Genomic DNA, 15,440 nt, shown 5'->3' with positions numbered 1-15,440 from the left:
CGGGAAATATATCCTTATGCTGCGTTCTATGAAAAGCCGCAGGCTGAATGCCTGCGCGAAGGCCCGTGCTTGCCAAACGGCCAGCGCTCTTGTTTTCGGCCTGTTGATCCATATGCCCTTTACTGCCCAAGGCTGGGCCGCCTCTTTGGAGGAAGAGGGAGCGGACGGGCCAAAAAACCGCTCCATCGTTGAAGAAATTATTGTGACCGAAGACCGCAAGGGCTCTATGACAGCCCCCGGCCTGGAAGAGGCGCGCCGCCGGATGACGCGTATTTCCGGGGCGGTGGATCTGGTCGCTGCTGAAGAATTCGGTCAGGAATATGTAGAACATCTGGGCGACATGTTGCGTATGACCCCCGGTGTTTTGGCGCAAGAACGCTATTCGGAAGAAATTCGTCTGTCCATCCGCGGATCGGGATTGGGCCTGAACTTCCATTTGCGCGGTGTCGAGCTGTTGCTGGATGGTACGCCGATCAACTTCTCTGACGGTTTTGGTGATTTTCAGGAAATTGATTCACGACTTGTGCGCTATCTTGAAGTGTATAAAGGCGGCAATGGTTTCGATTTTGGCGCGGCTTCCTTGGGCGGGGCCATTAATGTGGTGTCCCCCACCGGGCGCACCGCCGCAGATGCCAATAGCCTGATGGTGGAAGGCGGCAGTTTCGGCACGGCCAAGGTGACCGGAATGATGGCGCGGGCCGGAGATGACTGGGATTTCTTCGCTGGAGCCACCGGCGTCCATTCTGACCAGTTTCGCGACCATAGCACGCAAATCACTGGGCGATTTACAACCAATGTGGGTATAAAACTTTCGGAACAGGTGGAAACCCGCTTCTATATGATCGCCAATCATATCAATCAGGAAATCCCCGGATCGCTGGATTTCGACACCGCTCTCACAGACCGCAAACAGGCCGTCCAGAACAATATCGATAATGACTGGGCGCGTAATATCCGGTCCTTGCGGCTGATCAACAAAACCAGTGTGCAAATGGGGGCCAGCGGGCAACTGGATTTCGGCGCTTATGGCACCATCCGCGATCTTGACCATCCCATCTTTGTGTTTATTGACGATGAAGTGCGGGATTATGGCTTGTTCGGGCGCTATACAGACAGTCTGAGCCTTGCCGGATTGCGCCATAATATCACCCTTGGCATGACCGCGCGGCGCAGCACGATCGATGATGACTGGTTTGTCAATGAAGGTGGCCGGCGCGGGTTTCACATCCAGTCCACGCAGCAGGATGCGTCCATTATTCAAGGCTATGCAACGGACCAGATTTATCTGACCGATACATTTGCGGTGGATCTGGGCCTGCAAGCCTTTGCGACGAAGCGCGATTTCACGGACAATTTCGACCCGATCAATGATGATGTGGTGAATTATTCAGCCCTGAATCCCAAATTCGGCCTGCTTTGGGATGTTGCTCCCCGCACGCAGATCTGGACCAACATTACCAAAAGTGCCGAGCCGCCTGCTTTCTCGGAACTGGTGCAACGACCGATCTTGCAATTTGTCGAACTTGAAAAGCAGACAAGCTGGACCGCAGAAGTGGGAACGCGGGGGGCCATGGGTCCACTGGCTTGGGATGTCACCTTATATCGGGCATGGATCGAAGGGGAATTCCTGCGCTTCGCCATTGATGGCAATATCCCGGCCAATAGCTTCAATGCCGATGATACCATCCATCAAGGGCTGGAAGCCGGCCTGCATCTGACCGCCGCCGAGGGTCTGTTCGGGCGGGATGAGGCCCGTTTGATCATCGAAGGGGCCTATACGCTGAGCGACTTCTTCTTCCAGGATGATGAACAGTTCGAAAACAATCAGCTTGCGGTGACCGTGCGGCATTTGCTGAATGCGGAAGTGCGGTTGGAAGAGCCGGATCGCTTCCATATTGCCATGACTCTGGAATGGGCGCCGAAGGCACCATGGGTGGACTTTGCCAACACCTTGAGAGCCACCGATTATGCAGTGTTTGGCCTGAAGGCCGGGGCAACCATCGCCGATGGTCTGGAATTTTATGCCAATGTGCAAAACATCACCAATAAGCGGTACATCTCCACCTTCTCGAACGTGATTGATGCCTCCGTTGATGGAACCGCGCTCAATGTGTTCACGCCCGGTGACGGTATTGGTGTTTTTGCCGGGATCAAGGCCAGCTTTTGATCATGAAGCAATCAGTATTCAAATGGCATTATAGAGCCGCATGGATTGCAGGCGTGGCAGCCCTCCTTTGGGGGCTGTCAGGTCTTTCACATCCGATCATGGTGTGGTTGTCGCCGCGTCCTGCCAGTTTTTCCACGCCCGTCTGGCCGCTTGAATTAGGGGGTGCACAGGCCCCCGGCGCGATCATGGAAGGGGCCGGCATTTCATCTGCCGTTGAAGTGCGGGCCGTTCGCACCGGGCCGGAGGCCGCCAAGACCGCCAATGATTATTATCTGATCCGGGAAGGGGCGGATGGTCCGCGCCGTTATTTCAATCCGCAAACCGGCGCTGAACAGCCCGATGGGGACCGGATGCGGGCCGAGGCCTTGGCCCGATATTATAGTGGCGATCAAAGCAGCCCCATCAAATCGGCAGATTATCTCACGCAGCATACGGCAGATTATCCGGCCAATAATCCGCTTTTGCCCATCTGGCGTGTGGTGTTTGACCGATCGGACCGCATCACCGTTTATGTGGACACCGGCAGCGGGCGATTGGCAACCATCGGCAATCGCACACGGGATGCGATCCTTACGGTGTTCACCAATGTGCACACCATGTCTTTTTTACCCGCAGGTGCGGAATGGGCGCGTGTGATGCTGATCGGTTTATTGATTGGCAGCTTGTTTGCAGCGGCGGTGCTGGGGCTTGGTTTGCTGATTCTTTTGCGGGCCAGAAGAAAAGCCAAGATGGACCGAAAATGGCATCGGATTCTTGCCCATGCGGCCGTGATTCCGGCTTTGATGTTTTCAAGTTCCGGCCTGTATCATTTGCTGCATGCCAGCACGCTTTTGAGTGCTGCCCCTTCGGTTGTGCCGCAAACCCGCTTTTCGGCGTCCGAGCTTTTAGGGCTAAAGGGCGATGATGTGGCGGCTATGGCACAAACCCACGCTGCAACACAGGCGGTAACAGGCCTTTCGGCTGCGCGTTCGGAAGCAGGTGATCTTGTGTGGCGGGTGGCGTTGGCGGCCCCGCAGCAAAGCGCCGGTCATAGCGCTCTTGCCCATGCCCATCATGGGGCGATGCCGGATCAGGCAATGTCTGCTGCCAAGGCATTGCCCACAGCCTTGTGGATCAAAGGTGACAGCGGAGCATTGATGGAAAATGCCGCGCAAGATATTGCGCGGGCGCTGGCAATAAAGGCAACCGGACTCGGCGAGAACCGGATCGTTTCCATGGATCAGGTGCATGGCTTTACCCCGGAATACGGGTTCTTGAACAAGCGCTTGCCGGTTTGGCGTGTGGCCTTTGACGATCCCGAAACGCCGCTTTTGTTTGTTGATGCCGCTGATGCGGTTGTGGCAGCCACCGTCAGCAAGGCGGATGTGCGGGAAGGAAAATTTTTCAACACCGTCCATAAATGGAGCTTTCTCGACTGGATGGGACAAAAGCCGCGGGATGTGGTGATCATGAGCTTTGTCGCCCTGATCGTGCTGACAAGCCTGTTCGGGTGGGTGACACAAATCCGCCGAATCCGGCAATTGGACACACAGCGGAAAAAGAGCCCTTGATCCTGCGGGCAATCGGCGCAAGGCTCTGTCAGGATTAGTCCTTCGGCTTTTTTGATATGTCATCGGGAAAGCCAGATGGATTGAAGGGGAGAGCCAAATGTCCAAGACCTATCTTTATATCGTTGGCGTGGATGGAAGCGAGTGCAGCCGTCGGGCCGTTGAATTTGCCGCCAAGCATGCGGCCCATAGCGGTGGACATATTCTATTGGCCAATATCGTCCATTGGTCGGGCTTCACTCCGCTTTCGGTGGAAGAAGCCATGCGCCGCCCTGTTGATAAAAAAGAAGAAGAAAGACTTGCCAAGGAAACGGTTCTGGCTCCGCTTGTCGAGCTTGCCAAATCCTTGGGCGTTACCGATGTGGACAGTTATTATAGCTGGGGCAATCCCGCCCGCGAGCTGAAAAAGCTGGCGAAAGAGCGGCAGGCGGAAATGATCATCGTCGGCAGACGCGGCCATTCCAGCTTTGCGGATCTGGTCCTTGGCTCTGTGGCCAATTCCGTTGCCCATATTGCCGAAACACCAGTTGTTCTTGTTCCGTAACGAAATTGTCTCTTTCACGAGCCGATGTCTCTAAAGGATAAAACCCATGCATGATGCCGTTATCGTTTCCACCGCCCGGACTGCCATCGGAAAAGCTTTTCGCGGGGCGTTCAACAATACGCCGTCCCCTACTTTGGCCGGACATGTGATCGCCAAAGCGGTAGAACGGGCGGGCATTGATCCGGGTGAAGTGGAAGATGTGATCCTTGGTGCGGCGTTGCAACAAGGGGTGCAGGCCCCCAATATCGGCCGCTTGGCGGCTTTGCGGGCCGGCTTGCCGACCCATGTTCCCGGTATGTCGGTGGATCGCCAATGCGCCTCTGGCCTGATGGCCATTGCCACGGCGGCCAAGCAGGTCTTGTTTGACGGTCAGAAAATTGCCGTCGGCGGTGGCGTTGATTCCATCTCTATGGTTCAGAACGAGAAATTCCGGGTGGAGCCGGACCCGTCTTTGGTGGCGATGCGCCCGGCCACTTATATGCCGATGATCGATACAGCCGAAGTTGTTGCCCAGCGCTATGGTATCAGCCGTGAAGAGCAAGATGCTTATGCGCTCAGCTCGCAGCAACGCACCGCCGCGGCCCAAGAGGAGGGCCGTTTCGATGCGGAGATTGTTCCCTTCGACACCACAATGCTGGTGAAAGACAAAGAAACTGGTGAGATTTCCAGTCGGGATGTGCATATCGAAAAAGACGAAGGCAATCGGCCCGGCACCACTTTGGAAGGATTGCAGTCCCTGAAGCCGGTGCGGGGGCCGGGAAAATGTGTCACCGCAGGCAATGCCAGCCAGCTTTCAGATGGCGCGTCCGCTGCGGTGGTCATGGACAGCCGCGAGGCCGAGCGCCGTGGTATCGCGCCTTTGGGGATTTATCGCGGGATGGCCGTTGCGGGCACCGATCCGGATGAAATGGGGATCGGTCCGGTGTTTGCCATTCCCAAATTGTTGAAGCTCCACGGTTTGACGGTGGATGATATCGGCCTTTGGGAACTGAACGAAGCCTTTGCCGTCCAAACGCTTTATTGCCGCGACAAGCTGGGCATCGATCCTGAAAAATTCAATGTGGATGGTGGCGCCATTTCCATCGGCCACCCTTATGGCATGTCGGGGGCACGTCTGACCGGCCATGCGCTGATCGAAGGCAAGCGGCGCGGTGTGAAATTCGTTGTTATCACCATGTGCGTGGGCGGTGGCCAGGGGGCTGCCGGATTGTTTGAAGTGGTTTGATTTAGCCTCTTCGCTCTTTCTTCCCAAGGCTGATCCGGTCCCGTATTGCCATGCTTTATCGGGGCCGGTCGGCCTTGTTTTTATGGCCGTGCTCATGCTCATGGGCTTGGCCGGCCTCATAATCAATGATTACCGGCCATTCGTTCAGGTCCAGATTCTGACCCAGATCCGCTGGTGGCTGTTCGCATCGTGGCCGCTTGATGGAGCAATCCCAACGCCAGCGGTCCGGAAGCCCTTGCGCCGGAATCGCCTGGGCATGGATACATTCGCAAACCCGGTTGGCCTGACAGCTCAACAGGCCCTCGTGCTGTGCGGTGCATAAGGGGGGCGCACTGGCATCCTGTGCCAGCTCTTCTGGCCCGGATGGGGGTGGTTGATCTTGTGATTGTGCTAGCGCTGTTTGTGATGCTACGAACCACAAAATGAGCAATCCAGTTTTTTTACCAAGCATAATCCTATTTCCCAAATTATATCGGGGCGTTAAAAGTCATCTTAACGTATTCTATATCCCGTGTCATAATCGGCACTTGAGGGGTTAAAAATGACTTGGATCACGACGATCAAGCCCGACGAAGCCAGCGGGGAACTCCAATCTCTTTATGAGGATGCCGAGGCGGAAGATGGCATTGTCGATGGCCTTTTGATGGCGCATGCCCTGCGGCCTCACACGCTTGCCGGGCATATGGCGCTTTACAGATCCATTTTTCATCATCCGGGAAACAAACTTCCTTCGTGGATTCTGGATGTGGTGGGCGTTTATACCAGTCTGGTCAATGGCTGCCCCTATTGTGTGGAATATTGCTATGCCGCGCTTCGGCAGCAGCTTGATGATGATGGCCGTGCGGCGCAAATCCGCACCGCTTTGGAGGCCGGTTTGCCGCAAACCGCGCTTGCCGAAAAATATGTCGCCGCCGCCCATTATGCGGAAAAGCTGGCCCGCAGCCCCCGCGCTGTTGGGAAAACGGATATCGATGCCCTGCGCCATGCCGGCTTTGATGATGGCGAGATTTTGGAAATCAATCAGGTTGTGTCTTATTTTTCTTATGTAAACCGCACGATTCTGGGGCTCGGCGTTTCTGAAGACAGCCTGATCTCTCGCGGCCCCTATGCGGAAAAGAAATCCTGATCCGAACGGCAAGCTCTTAAAGTAAATCTTGCAACATGCTCACAAGGGGCAGATCGGCTGCGGGCATGGGATAGTCCCCCAATCGCATCGGGCGCACCCATTTCAGCGCGGCAGCTTCCAAGGGGCGCACAAGGCCGTCCCAATTGCGTATCACAAATAATGGCATCACCAGATGAAACCGGTCATAGGAATGGCTGGCAAAGCTGAAAGGCTGCATGCAAGAGACACAAACATCGATGCCCAGTTCTTCATAAAGCTCGCGGCGCAGGGCCATTTCGGGGATTTCGCCCGTTTCCACCTTGCCGCCGGGGAATTCCCACAGGCCCGCCATGGCTTTGCCTTCGGGCCGTTGGGCGATCAAAACCCGGCCATCGCTATCCACAAGGGCGGCGGCCACAACATGGATAATGGGCAGATTGCCGCTCACATTGATGGGGCGGGGCGGGCACGGGGCGGATTGATGGGCGTTTTCTGTCATGCCATGCGCCTAGCATGAAGCGCATTTTCAGACAATTGTCCCTTTAACATCTGTGCAAGGATTTTCCGGCAGGCTTATGGGGAATCAGGGGAGAGCCCATGCACAGCCATTCACGAATCGGCAGGTTTCTGCGCGACAAATCCGGCGCGACCATGATGGAATATGGCCTGATCATTGCGATCATGTCTGTGGTTATTATTGCTGTGGCCTCTCTGTTCGGGGCAGAGGCCATCGATAGCTTCAATGCTTTATCAAGCAATATGGAAAACGCAGAAAGCACCATGAGCGACACTTCCCAATGAATTTCCAAACTGCTTGATCTGCGACGAAGACCAGAGATCTTCGCCTGCTTATATCCTCCCGTTTGGGCCAACCCTTCACCAAATGGGAACTTATATGCCTGTCAACGCATGCCCATGGCGGCGGTCATCGGCTGTTCTTGGGGGATGTCGCGTTCGAGCATGGCACGACGCACGGCCGACACTTCGCGGCGCATGCTTTCCAGCTCATCGCGCTGGCTGTGGCCGGGCGGTACTTTGCCTCCATGCAAAGCCTCTTCAAGCGCATTTTCTACCTGTTGCAGCAAGGTGAGATAGGCATCGGACGGGCTGGACATGATCAGATCTCCTTCAAGCGGTTGGCTTTCTGCGGATGTCTTTTCAAGAGCCGTGCCAGAGTCCAAGAAGATGCGTAATTCCCTGTTTTAATTATATTTTTTAATTTTCCTTATGAGGTTCTTTCAGAACAGATGCGGGTCGGGGGCAGAATCTTCCCCCGATACCCGGCAGGTCCTGCCTCATATGTTATTTATGCTTTGCCTATCTCAGGAAGCCATATCCTTAGCTGCGATAATCGGCATTGATGGATATATAGCCATGGGTCAGATCGCAGGTCCAAACGGTGGCATCGGCCTTTCCCACCCCCAGATCCACATGCAGGCAGATATCTGTGCCTTTCATATGGGCGGCGGCGGTTTCTTCATCATAGGCGGGATGGCGCATGCCATTTTCCGCCACAAGCTGGTCGCCGATCCAGATCTTCAGTTGGTCGCGGTCCGCCCGTTCACCGGATTTTCCCACCGCCATCACGATGCGTCCCCAATTGGGGTCTTCTCCGGCCAAAGCGGTTTTGATCAGCGGCGAATTGGCAATGGCAAAGCCTACATGCGTGGCGGCATCAACGGTTTCGGCCCCTGAAACACGCACGGTGACAAATTTGCTGGCGCCTTCGCCATCGCGCACAATCTGATGTGCCAAATCCAGTGTCAGGATACGCAATTTCGCTCGGAAATCCTCAAGGCGCGGATCGTCCGCTTCGGTGATCGGGGCGTATTGTGCCCCTTCTCCTGTGGCCATCATCAAAACCGTATCACTGGTGGATGTGTCGGAATCCACGGTGATTCGGTTGAAGCTATGATCGACGGCATCTTGCAACAGCGCTTTTAAAACAGGCGGCGCAAGGGCTGCATTGGTGCACAAAAAGCCCAGCATGGTGGCCATATCCGGTTGGATCATGCCCGATCCTTTGGCGACACCTGCCAGCACCACTTGCTGGCCTTCAATCTGCGCAATGGCACAGGCCCCTTTCGGAAAGGTATCGGTGGTGGAGATGGCGGTTGCGGCGCTTTCCCAATGTGATCCGTGAAAGGACAGGCCATCCAGCGCTGTGATCAACGGCCGGCTGTCGAGCGGCTCACCGATGACTCCGGTGGAGGCAAGAAGCACCTGTCCGGGTGCACAGCCAAGCCGGGCCGCTGCCGCTTCGGCCACGGATTCGGCGGCTTTTGCCCCGATCTTGCCGGTGAAGGCATTGGCGTTTCCGGCATTGACGACAATGGCCTGTGCCAGCCCATAGCCATCATGCAACTGTGTCTTGCACCAATCCACCGGCGCGGATGGTGTGAGGGAGCGGGTAAAGACGCCGGCGGTTGCCACCGCTTTTTTCGCGCGCATCACCAAAAAGTCCGGTCGCCCCTTATAGCGCAATCCGGTGGCCGCCGTGGCAAGGTCGATCCCCGGCACCGGCAGCATATTGGGAAAGCGCTTGGGGGCAAGCGGCGAACGTTTTAGCGCAACCATGGGCGTTCCTTTAAAAGCAAGCGTTCGACAAAGCCTCTTCAGCCCGGAAAAGGGGCAGCAGAAAGCCAAAAACAGCGCACTTTGATGGGAGGCAGATCACCATGCAAGAGCCTTTGTCCGGGTCGGCTTGGTTGACAGGCTCAAATGGCCCGCTTATCTCCACAAGCAAAGTAGCGCGATGTGTATCTAAAACATCGTGTCCACAAAAGAACAGCATGGCTGTGAGGCATATGGGCTCACCGTCTTTCAAGGGGTTATACATGTTAGGTTTGGGCGCAGTCGCCAAAAAGATCTTTGGGTCACGCAATGACCGGATCGTGAAAAGCCTGATGGCTAAAGTTGCAGCCATCAACGCGCTCGAACCTGATTTTGAAAAATTGTCCGACGAGGCCTTGCGTGCCTGCACCGATCAGTTCCGGGAGCGTTTGAAAGCCGGAGAAACGCTGGACGATATTCAGGCCGAGGCTTTTGCCACCGTGCGCGAGGCGGCAAAACGTGGGTTGGGCCTGCGCCATTTCGACGTCCAGATGGTCGGCGGTATGGTGCTGCACAATGGCGATATCTCGGAAATGAAAACCGGCGAAGGCAAGACGCTGGTTTCCACTCTGGCCGCTTATCTCAATGCCATTGAAGGCAAGGGCGTTCACATCGTTACGGTGAATGATTATCTGGCCAGCCGCGATGCGGATTGGATGCGCAAGGTTTATGATCGCCTTGGCATCAGTGTTGGGGTGATCGTGCATGATCTGGACGACGATCAGCGCCGGGCTGCTTATGCCGCCGACATCACCTATGGCACCAATAATGAATTCGGCTTCGATTATCTGCGTGATAATATGAAATACCGGCTGGACCAGATGGTGCAGCGGCCCTTCAATTATGCCATCGTCGATGAAGTAGATTCGATCCTGATCGATGAAGCGCGTACGCCGTTGATCATTTCCGGCCCCACAGAAGACAAGTCGGATCTGTATTTGAAGATCGATCGTCTGGTGCGTCGCTTGGATGACACGCATTATGAAAAAGACGAAAAGAACAAGACCATTGCCCTCACCGAAGAAGGGGCCGAGCGCATCGAAGAGATTCTGCGCGAACATGATTTGTTGAAGGGCGAGAATCTCTACGATTACGAAAACACCGCCATCGTTCATCATGTGGATCAGGCCCTGCGCGCCCAGAAAATGTTCGAGCGCGATACGGATTATATCGTCAAGGATGGCAAGGTGGTCATCATTGACGAGTTCACCGGACGTATGATGGCCGGTCGTCGGTGGTCCGGCGGTTTGCATCAGGCGGTGGAAGCCCGCGAAGGGGTGGAAATCCAGTCGGAAAACCAGACACTGGCATCCATCACTTTTCAGAATTATTTCCGCATGTATCCCAAGCTTGCGGGGATGACCGGTACCGCGGCCACAGAAGCGGCGGAATTTGGCGAAATCTATGGCCTTGATGTTGTGGCCATTCCCACCAACAGGCCGGTACAGCGCAAAGATGAGCATGATGAATTTTATCGCACCGCCGATGAAAAGAATCAGGCCATCGTCGAAGAAATCCGCGCATGCCGGGAACGCGGCCAGCCGGTGCTTGTAGGCACGGTTTCCATTGAAAAATCCGAGCTTCTCTCCACGCTTTTGAAGAAGAGCAAGGTCAAGCACAATGTGCTCAACGCCCGCTATCACGAGCAGGAAGCCAGCATTGTTGCACAGGCTGGCCGCTTGGGCGCGGTGACCATTGCCACCAATATGGCCGGCCGCGGCACCGACATTCAGCTTGGCGGCAATCTGGACATGCGCATCGCTGATGAAACCGCCGACATCACCGATGAAGCAAAACGCCAGGAAGCCATCGCCCGAATCACCAAAGAGGTGGAAGAAGAAAAGCAAAAGGTGCTGGAAGCCGGCGGGCTTTATGTGATGGGCACCGAACGGCACGAATCGCGGCGTATCGATAATCAGCTTCGCGGTCGTTCCGGCCGTCAGGGCGATCCGGGGACCTCGAAATTCTATCTGTCTTTGCAAGACGACATGATGCGTATTTTCGGCCCTGAACGCATGGACGCCATGCTGGTGAAGCTGGGCATTCAGGAAGGCGAGGCCATCGTCCATCCCTGGCTCAACCGGGCCATCGAAAAGGCGCAGGAAAAGGTTGAAGCGCGCAATTTCGAAATGCGCAAGCATGTGCTGAAATTCGACGATGTGATGAACGATCAGCGCAAGGTGATCTTCGAGCAGCGCCGCGAGATCATGGATGTGGAGGACGTGGCCGATACGGTGAAGGCCATGCGCGAGGAAAGCGTCCATGCGCTGGTGGGCGCCCATTGTCCGGCCAAGGCCTATCCCGAACAATGGGATGTGGATGGTCTTGATGTCGAGGTGAAGCGGGTTTTCTCTTTGACTTTGCCACTGGCCGACTGGGTGGCGGAAGAAGGCATCGATCAGGCCAAAATGATCGAGCGGCTGGATATGGCCAGCGAGCGGGCTATGGCGGAAAAAGCCACGCGCTATGGGCCGGATGTCTGGCGGCAGGTGGAAAAAAGCCTGTTATTGCAGATCATCGATCAGGAATGGAAAGACCATCTGGCCAATCTCGATTATCTGCGGCAAGCGGTGAATTTGCGCGCCTTGGCCCAGCGCAATCCGCTTAATGAATATAAAACGGAAGCCTTCGCGATGTTTGAAGCGATGCTTGGCCATGTGCGCGAATCGGTGACCCAGATGTTGAGTCATGTGGAGCTGCAACGCCCCGAAGCCCCGGCCGAGCCGGAACCGCCCAAACAAATGAGCGCCCAGCATCCTGACCCCCATACCGGTCAGGACCAGATCGCCGGAAAAGCGCCTTTGGGGGCGTCTGCCCAGGTGGTGAATGTGGGCGGTACGGTGGAAGCGCGTCAGGCGGCACGTGATGTAGACCCCAATAATCCCGCGACTTGGGGGCGGGTTTCCCGCAATGCGCCTTGCCCGTGCGGCTCTGGCAAAAAATATAAGCACTGCCACGGGGTGCTTTGATGTATGTATCTGGACCGGTGCAGATGGCGGCGGCTTTGCATGTAAAAACAGGTCGGCAAGGCCGATCTGTGAAAGAATTGCCCGCCGCTTGCTTGCACCTCTAAAACCCCTGTGCTAAGGGGTGCGCGCTTGGTTGTGGAGCGGCTTGGCGGCAAGACCACTGGTCGGACCGGAAACGGACCCCGCTAAAGATCGCTTCAACAATCGAACGACCATGATTTCCCAACAAGGATCAAGACCTTGCCCGCAGAGAAAGCGATCGTTTCCGGACTGTCCGGCCGTTACGCGACGGCGCTCTTCGAGCTTGCCCAAGCACAAGACGCGCTGGACACCGTTGAGAGCGACCTGAGCAAATTGAAGGCGCTGATGGCTGATGGTGCCGATTTTGCCGCAATGGTGGCATCGCCTGTTCTCACCCGCACCCAACAAGGTGCGATGGTGGCGAGCCTTGCCAAGCCTTTGGGCCTGTCGCCCTTGACCATGAAATTTCTCGGTGTTCTGGCGCAAAACCGTCGCCTGAACACTCTTGCACCTGCGATTCGCGATTTTGCGGCGCTGCAGGCTGCCCATAAAGGGGAAGTGACCGCCGATATCCGTTCGGCCAGGGCGCTTACCAAAACACAAATGACGGCCTTGGAGGCCAAATTGAAGTCGATTGCCGGGCGTGATGTGGCGATCAATGCGGATGTGGACCCGTCGCTGATCGGCGGACTTGTCATCAAACTCGGCTCCCGCATGATCGACGGATCAATCGCCACCAAGCTCGACAGTCTCGAACGCGCCATGAAAGGGGTTTGACCATGGACATCCGTGCTGCGGAAATTTCGCAGGTCCTCAAAGACCAGATCGCAGGCTTCGGTGTTGAAGCCGAAGTTTCAGAAGTTGGTCAGGTTCTCTCGGTGGGGGACGGCATCGCCCGTGTCCACGGGCTGGACAATGTTCAGGCCGGGGAAATGGTTGAATTTCCGGGTGGTGTGCAGGGCATGGCCCTCAATCTGGAAGCCGACAATGTGGGGATCGTGATTTTCGGATCCGATCAGCACATCCGGGAAGGCGATACCGTCAAGCGGACGGGCACCATTGTGGACGTGCCGGTGGGCCGCGGGTTGCTTGGCCGCGTGGTGGATGCCCTTGGTAATCCCATCGACGGCAAAGGCCCGATCGTGGATGCCGAAAGAAAGCGCGTGGAAGTGAAAGCGCCGGGCATCATTCCGCGTAAATCGGTGCATGAACCGATGCAATCCGGTCTTAAGGCCGTTGATGCGTTGGTGCCTGTGGGCCGTGGCCAGCGCGAGCTGATCATCGGTGACCGTCAGACCGGTAAAACCGCCGTTGCCATCGATACCTTCCTCAATCAGCGGCAGGTAAATGCCGGTGATGATGAATCCAAAAAGCTTTATTGCGTCTATGTGGCCGTTGGACAAAAGCGCTCCACCGTCGCCCAGATCGTGAAAACCCTCGAAGAAAATGGCGCGATGGACTATTCCATCGTTGTTGCCGCCACGGCGTCCGAGCCTGCTCCTTTGCAGTTCCTCGCGCCTTATACCGGCTGCGCCATGGGTGAGTTCTTCCGCGACAATGGCATGCATGCCGTGATCGTTTATGACGATCTGTCCAAGCAGGCCGTGGCCTATCGCCAGATGTCGTTGTTGCTGCGTCGTCCTCCGGGACGTGAAGCCTATCCGGGGGATGTGTTCTATCTTCACAGCCGCCTTCTGGAGCGCGCCGCCAAGCTCAACGAAGATCATGGAGCCGGGTCATTGACCGCGCTGCCCATCGTTGAAACGCAGGCCGGTGATGTGTCCGCCTATATTCCGACCAATGTGATTTCCATCACCGATGGCCAGATCTTCCTAGAAACAAACCTGTTCTATCGCGGCATTCGTCCGGCCATTAATGTGGGCCTGTCGGTGAGTCGTGTGGGGTCTGCTGCCCAGATCAAGGCCATGAAGCAGGTGTCGGGATCCATGAAGCTGGAACTGGCGCAGTATCGTGAAATGGAAGCCTTTGCGCAGTTTGGTTCGGATCTGGATAAATCCACCCAGCAATTGCTGAATCGTGGCCAGCGCCTGACCGAGCTTTTGAAGCAGAAGCAATATTCACCGATGCCGGTGGAAGAGCAGGTGGTGTCCATCTATGCAGGGACGCGCGGTTATCTGGATAAGGTTGCTGCCAATCAAGTGACCCGTTTCGAGACTGAATTTCTCACCCAGATGCGTTCCAAACATGCCGATCTGCTTGAGAAAATCCGTACTGAGCAGAAGTTGACCGATGCGATCGAAAGCGAACTAAAATCGATTCTCGTCAGCTTCTCGGGCAATTTCGCTTAATCGACGTCCGATAGGGGACAGCAATGGCCAGCCTCAAGGATCTCAGAAATCGCATCGCCAGCGTCAAGTCGACGCAGAAGATCACGAAGGCGATGAAGATGGTCGCGGCCTCCAAGCTCAAACGAGCGCAAGAAGCCGCAGAATCCGCACGGCCCTATGCCGAGCGCATGGATAAAGTTATGGGTGCGCTTGGCCAATCGGTGGCCAACCTGCCCGGCGCCTCACCCTTGCTTGTGGGGAATGGCCAGAACCGGACCTATCTGGTGGTGGTTGCCACCTCCGAGCGTGGTTTGTGCGGTGGTTTCAACACCAATATCGTACGGGCCGCCAAACGGCGCATTGATGCCCTTTTGGCCGAAGGCAAGGATGTGAAAATCCTGTGCGTTGGCCGTAAGGGGCGGGCGCAGCTGCAGCGTTTTTACGGAACCCGTATCCTTGATACTGTGGATATGGGCGGCACCCGTTATGTGGGCTTTTCCGATGCCGCGCGCATTGCCGAGCGGGTGCGGGTGATGTTCGATGAAGGCGTGTTCGATGTGGCGGTGCTGTTTTATGCCCGCTTCCAGTCGGCACTGACCCAGATCGCCACCGAACAACAGCTCATCCCCGTGCCATTGCCCGATGCGGATCAGGCCGATGGTCTGTTGGATGCAGGCGGTGATGCGATTTACGAATATGAGCCCAATGAAGAAGCAATTCTCGATGATCTGTTGCCGCGCAATGTGAGCGTGCAGGTTTATCGGGCCCTTCTTGAGAATGCAGCGTCTGAACAGGGCGCGCGGATGACGGCAATGGATGCGGCGACCCGCAATGCCGGAGATCTGATCGACCGTCTGACCATCCAGTATAACCGGACCCGTCAGGCTGTGATCACCAAGGAACTGATCGAAATCATTTCGGGCGCAGAGGCGCTCTGAGACAAGCACAGGCAATCCGTTGC

The 15,440-nt window shown here is 56.0% G+C and carries 14 protein-coding genes; 10 read left to right on the top strand and 4 right to left on the bottom strand.

Annotation, left to right across the window (positions count from 1 at the left end; translation table 11 throughout):
* Window positions 1-16 precede the first annotated feature (16 nt).
* From IEX96_RS03035 to IEX96_RS03020, 4 genes are all read left to right on the top strand, one after another.
* Window positions 17-2,167 (top strand): TonB-dependent receptor family protein, encoded by a 2,151-nt coding sequence (locus tag IEX96_RS03035; RefSeq protein WP_150004201.1) that lies wholly within the window; start codon window positions 17-19, stop codon window positions 2,165-2,167.
* Between the two features lie 53 nt (window positions 2,168-2,220).
* Window positions 2,221-3,717 (top strand): PepSY domain-containing protein, encoded by a 1,497-nt coding sequence (locus IEX96_RS03030; protein ID WP_150004200.1) that lies wholly within the window; start codon window positions 2,221-2,223, stop codon window positions 3,715-3,717.
* A 97-nt stretch (window positions 3,718-3,814) separates the two neighbouring features.
* On the top strand, window positions 3,815-4,258 hold the full coding sequence (locus IEX96_RS03025) for a universal stress protein (RefSeq protein ID WP_150004199.1): 444 nt from the start codon (window positions 3,815-3,817) through the stop codon (window positions 4,256-4,258).
* 46 nt (window positions 4,259-4,304) lie between these two features.
* Window positions 4,305-5,483, top strand: coding sequence for an acetyl-CoA C-acyltransferase (locus tag IEX96_RS03020; protein WP_150004198.1), 1,179 nt, complete (start codon window positions 4,305-4,307; stop codon window positions 5,481-5,483).
* Window positions 5,484-5,538: 55 nt separating this feature from the next.
* On the opposite strand, the gene IEX96_RS03015 is transcribed toward IEX96_RS03020, so the two are convergent.
* On the bottom strand, window positions 5,539-5,934 hold the full coding sequence (locus tag IEX96_RS03015; RefSeq protein WP_150004197.1) for a hypothetical protein: 396 nt from the start codon (window positions 5,932-5,934) through the stop codon (window positions 5,539-5,541).
* Window positions 5,935-6,024: 90 nt separating this feature from the next.
* Here IEX96_RS03015 and IEX96_RS03010 point away from each other — a divergent pair, with 90 nt between their 5' ends.
* Entirely contained in the window at window positions 6,025-6,609 is a 585-nt protein-coding gene (locus IEX96_RS03010) for a carboxymuconolactone decarboxylase family protein (RefSeq protein ID WP_150004196.1), read from the top strand.
* A 16-nt stretch (window positions 6,610-6,625) separates the two neighbouring features.
* On the opposite strand, the gene IEX96_RS03005 is transcribed toward IEX96_RS03010, so the two are convergent.
* On the bottom strand, window positions 6,626-7,087 hold the full coding sequence (locus IEX96_RS03005; RefSeq protein WP_150004195.1) for a (deoxy)nucleoside triphosphate pyrophosphohydrolase: 462 nt from the start codon (window positions 7,085-7,087) through the stop codon (window positions 6,626-6,628).
* Window positions 7,088-7,185: 98 nt separating this feature from the next.
* On the opposite strand from IEX96_RS03005, the gene IEX96_RS03000 reads away from it, so the two are divergent.
* Window positions 7,186-7,389 (top strand): Flp family type IVb pilin, encoded by a 204-nt coding sequence (locus IEX96_RS03000; RefSeq protein ID WP_150004194.1) that lies wholly within the window; start codon window positions 7,186-7,188, stop codon window positions 7,387-7,389.
* Window positions 7,390-7,490: 101 nt separating this feature from the next.
* Here the strand turns inward: IEX96_RS03000 and IEX96_RS02995 are convergent, their stop codons facing one another.
* Both IEX96_RS02995 and argJ read right to left on the bottom strand, forming a co-directional pair.
* The gene (locus IEX96_RS02995; protein ID WP_150000955.1) at window positions 7,491-7,703 is read right to left on the bottom strand and encodes a hypothetical protein; all 213 of its coding nucleotides are present in this window, start codon (window positions 7,701-7,703) and stop codon (window positions 7,491-7,493) included.
* Between the two features lie 223 nt (window positions 7,704-7,926).
* Entirely contained in the window at window positions 7,927-9,165 is a 1,239-nt protein-coding gene (gene argJ, locus IEX96_RS02990) for a bifunctional glutamate N-acetyltransferase/amino-acid acetyltransferase ArgJ (RefSeq protein WP_150004192.1), read from the bottom strand.
* 260 nt (window positions 9,166-9,425) lie between these two features.
* Between argJ and secA the strand changes: the two genes are divergently transcribed.
* The 4 genes from secA (at window position 9,426) to IEX96_RS02970 (ending at window position 15,417) form a co-directional block, all read left to right on the top strand.
* The gene (gene secA / locus IEX96_RS02985; RefSeq protein ID WP_188873461.1) at window positions 9,426-12,170 is read left to right on the top strand and encodes a preprotein translocase subunit SecA; all 2,745 of its coding nucleotides are present in this window, start codon (window positions 9,426-9,428) and stop codon (window positions 12,168-12,170) included.
* 240 nt (window positions 12,171-12,410) lie between these two features.
* A complete protein-coding gene (locus tag IEX96_RS02980) occupies window positions 12,411-12,968 on the top strand; it encodes a F0F1 ATP synthase subunit delta (protein ID WP_150004191.1) in 558 nt (185 codons plus the stop codon).
* 2 nt (window positions 12,969-12,970) lie between these two features.
* Entirely contained in the window at window positions 12,971-14,500 is a 1,530-nt protein-coding gene (gene atpA, locus IEX96_RS02975; protein ID WP_188873460.1) for a F0F1 ATP synthase subunit alpha, read from the top strand.
* A 23-nt stretch (window positions 14,501-14,523) separates the two neighbouring features.
* Window positions 14,524-15,417 (top strand): F0F1 ATP synthase subunit gamma, encoded by an 894-nt coding sequence (locus tag IEX96_RS02970; RefSeq protein WP_150004190.1) that lies wholly within the window; start codon window positions 14,524-14,526, stop codon window positions 15,415-15,417.
* The last annotated feature ends 23 nt before the right edge of the window (window positions 15,418-15,440 follow it).

The organism is Iodidimonas muriae (assembly GCF_014647255.1).
Classification (GTDB): Bacteria; Pseudomonadota; Alphaproteobacteria; order Sphingomonadales; family Rhodothalassiaceae; genus Iodidimonas; species Iodidimonas muriae.
This window is presented reverse-complemented; position numbering and strand designations above follow the sequence as displayed.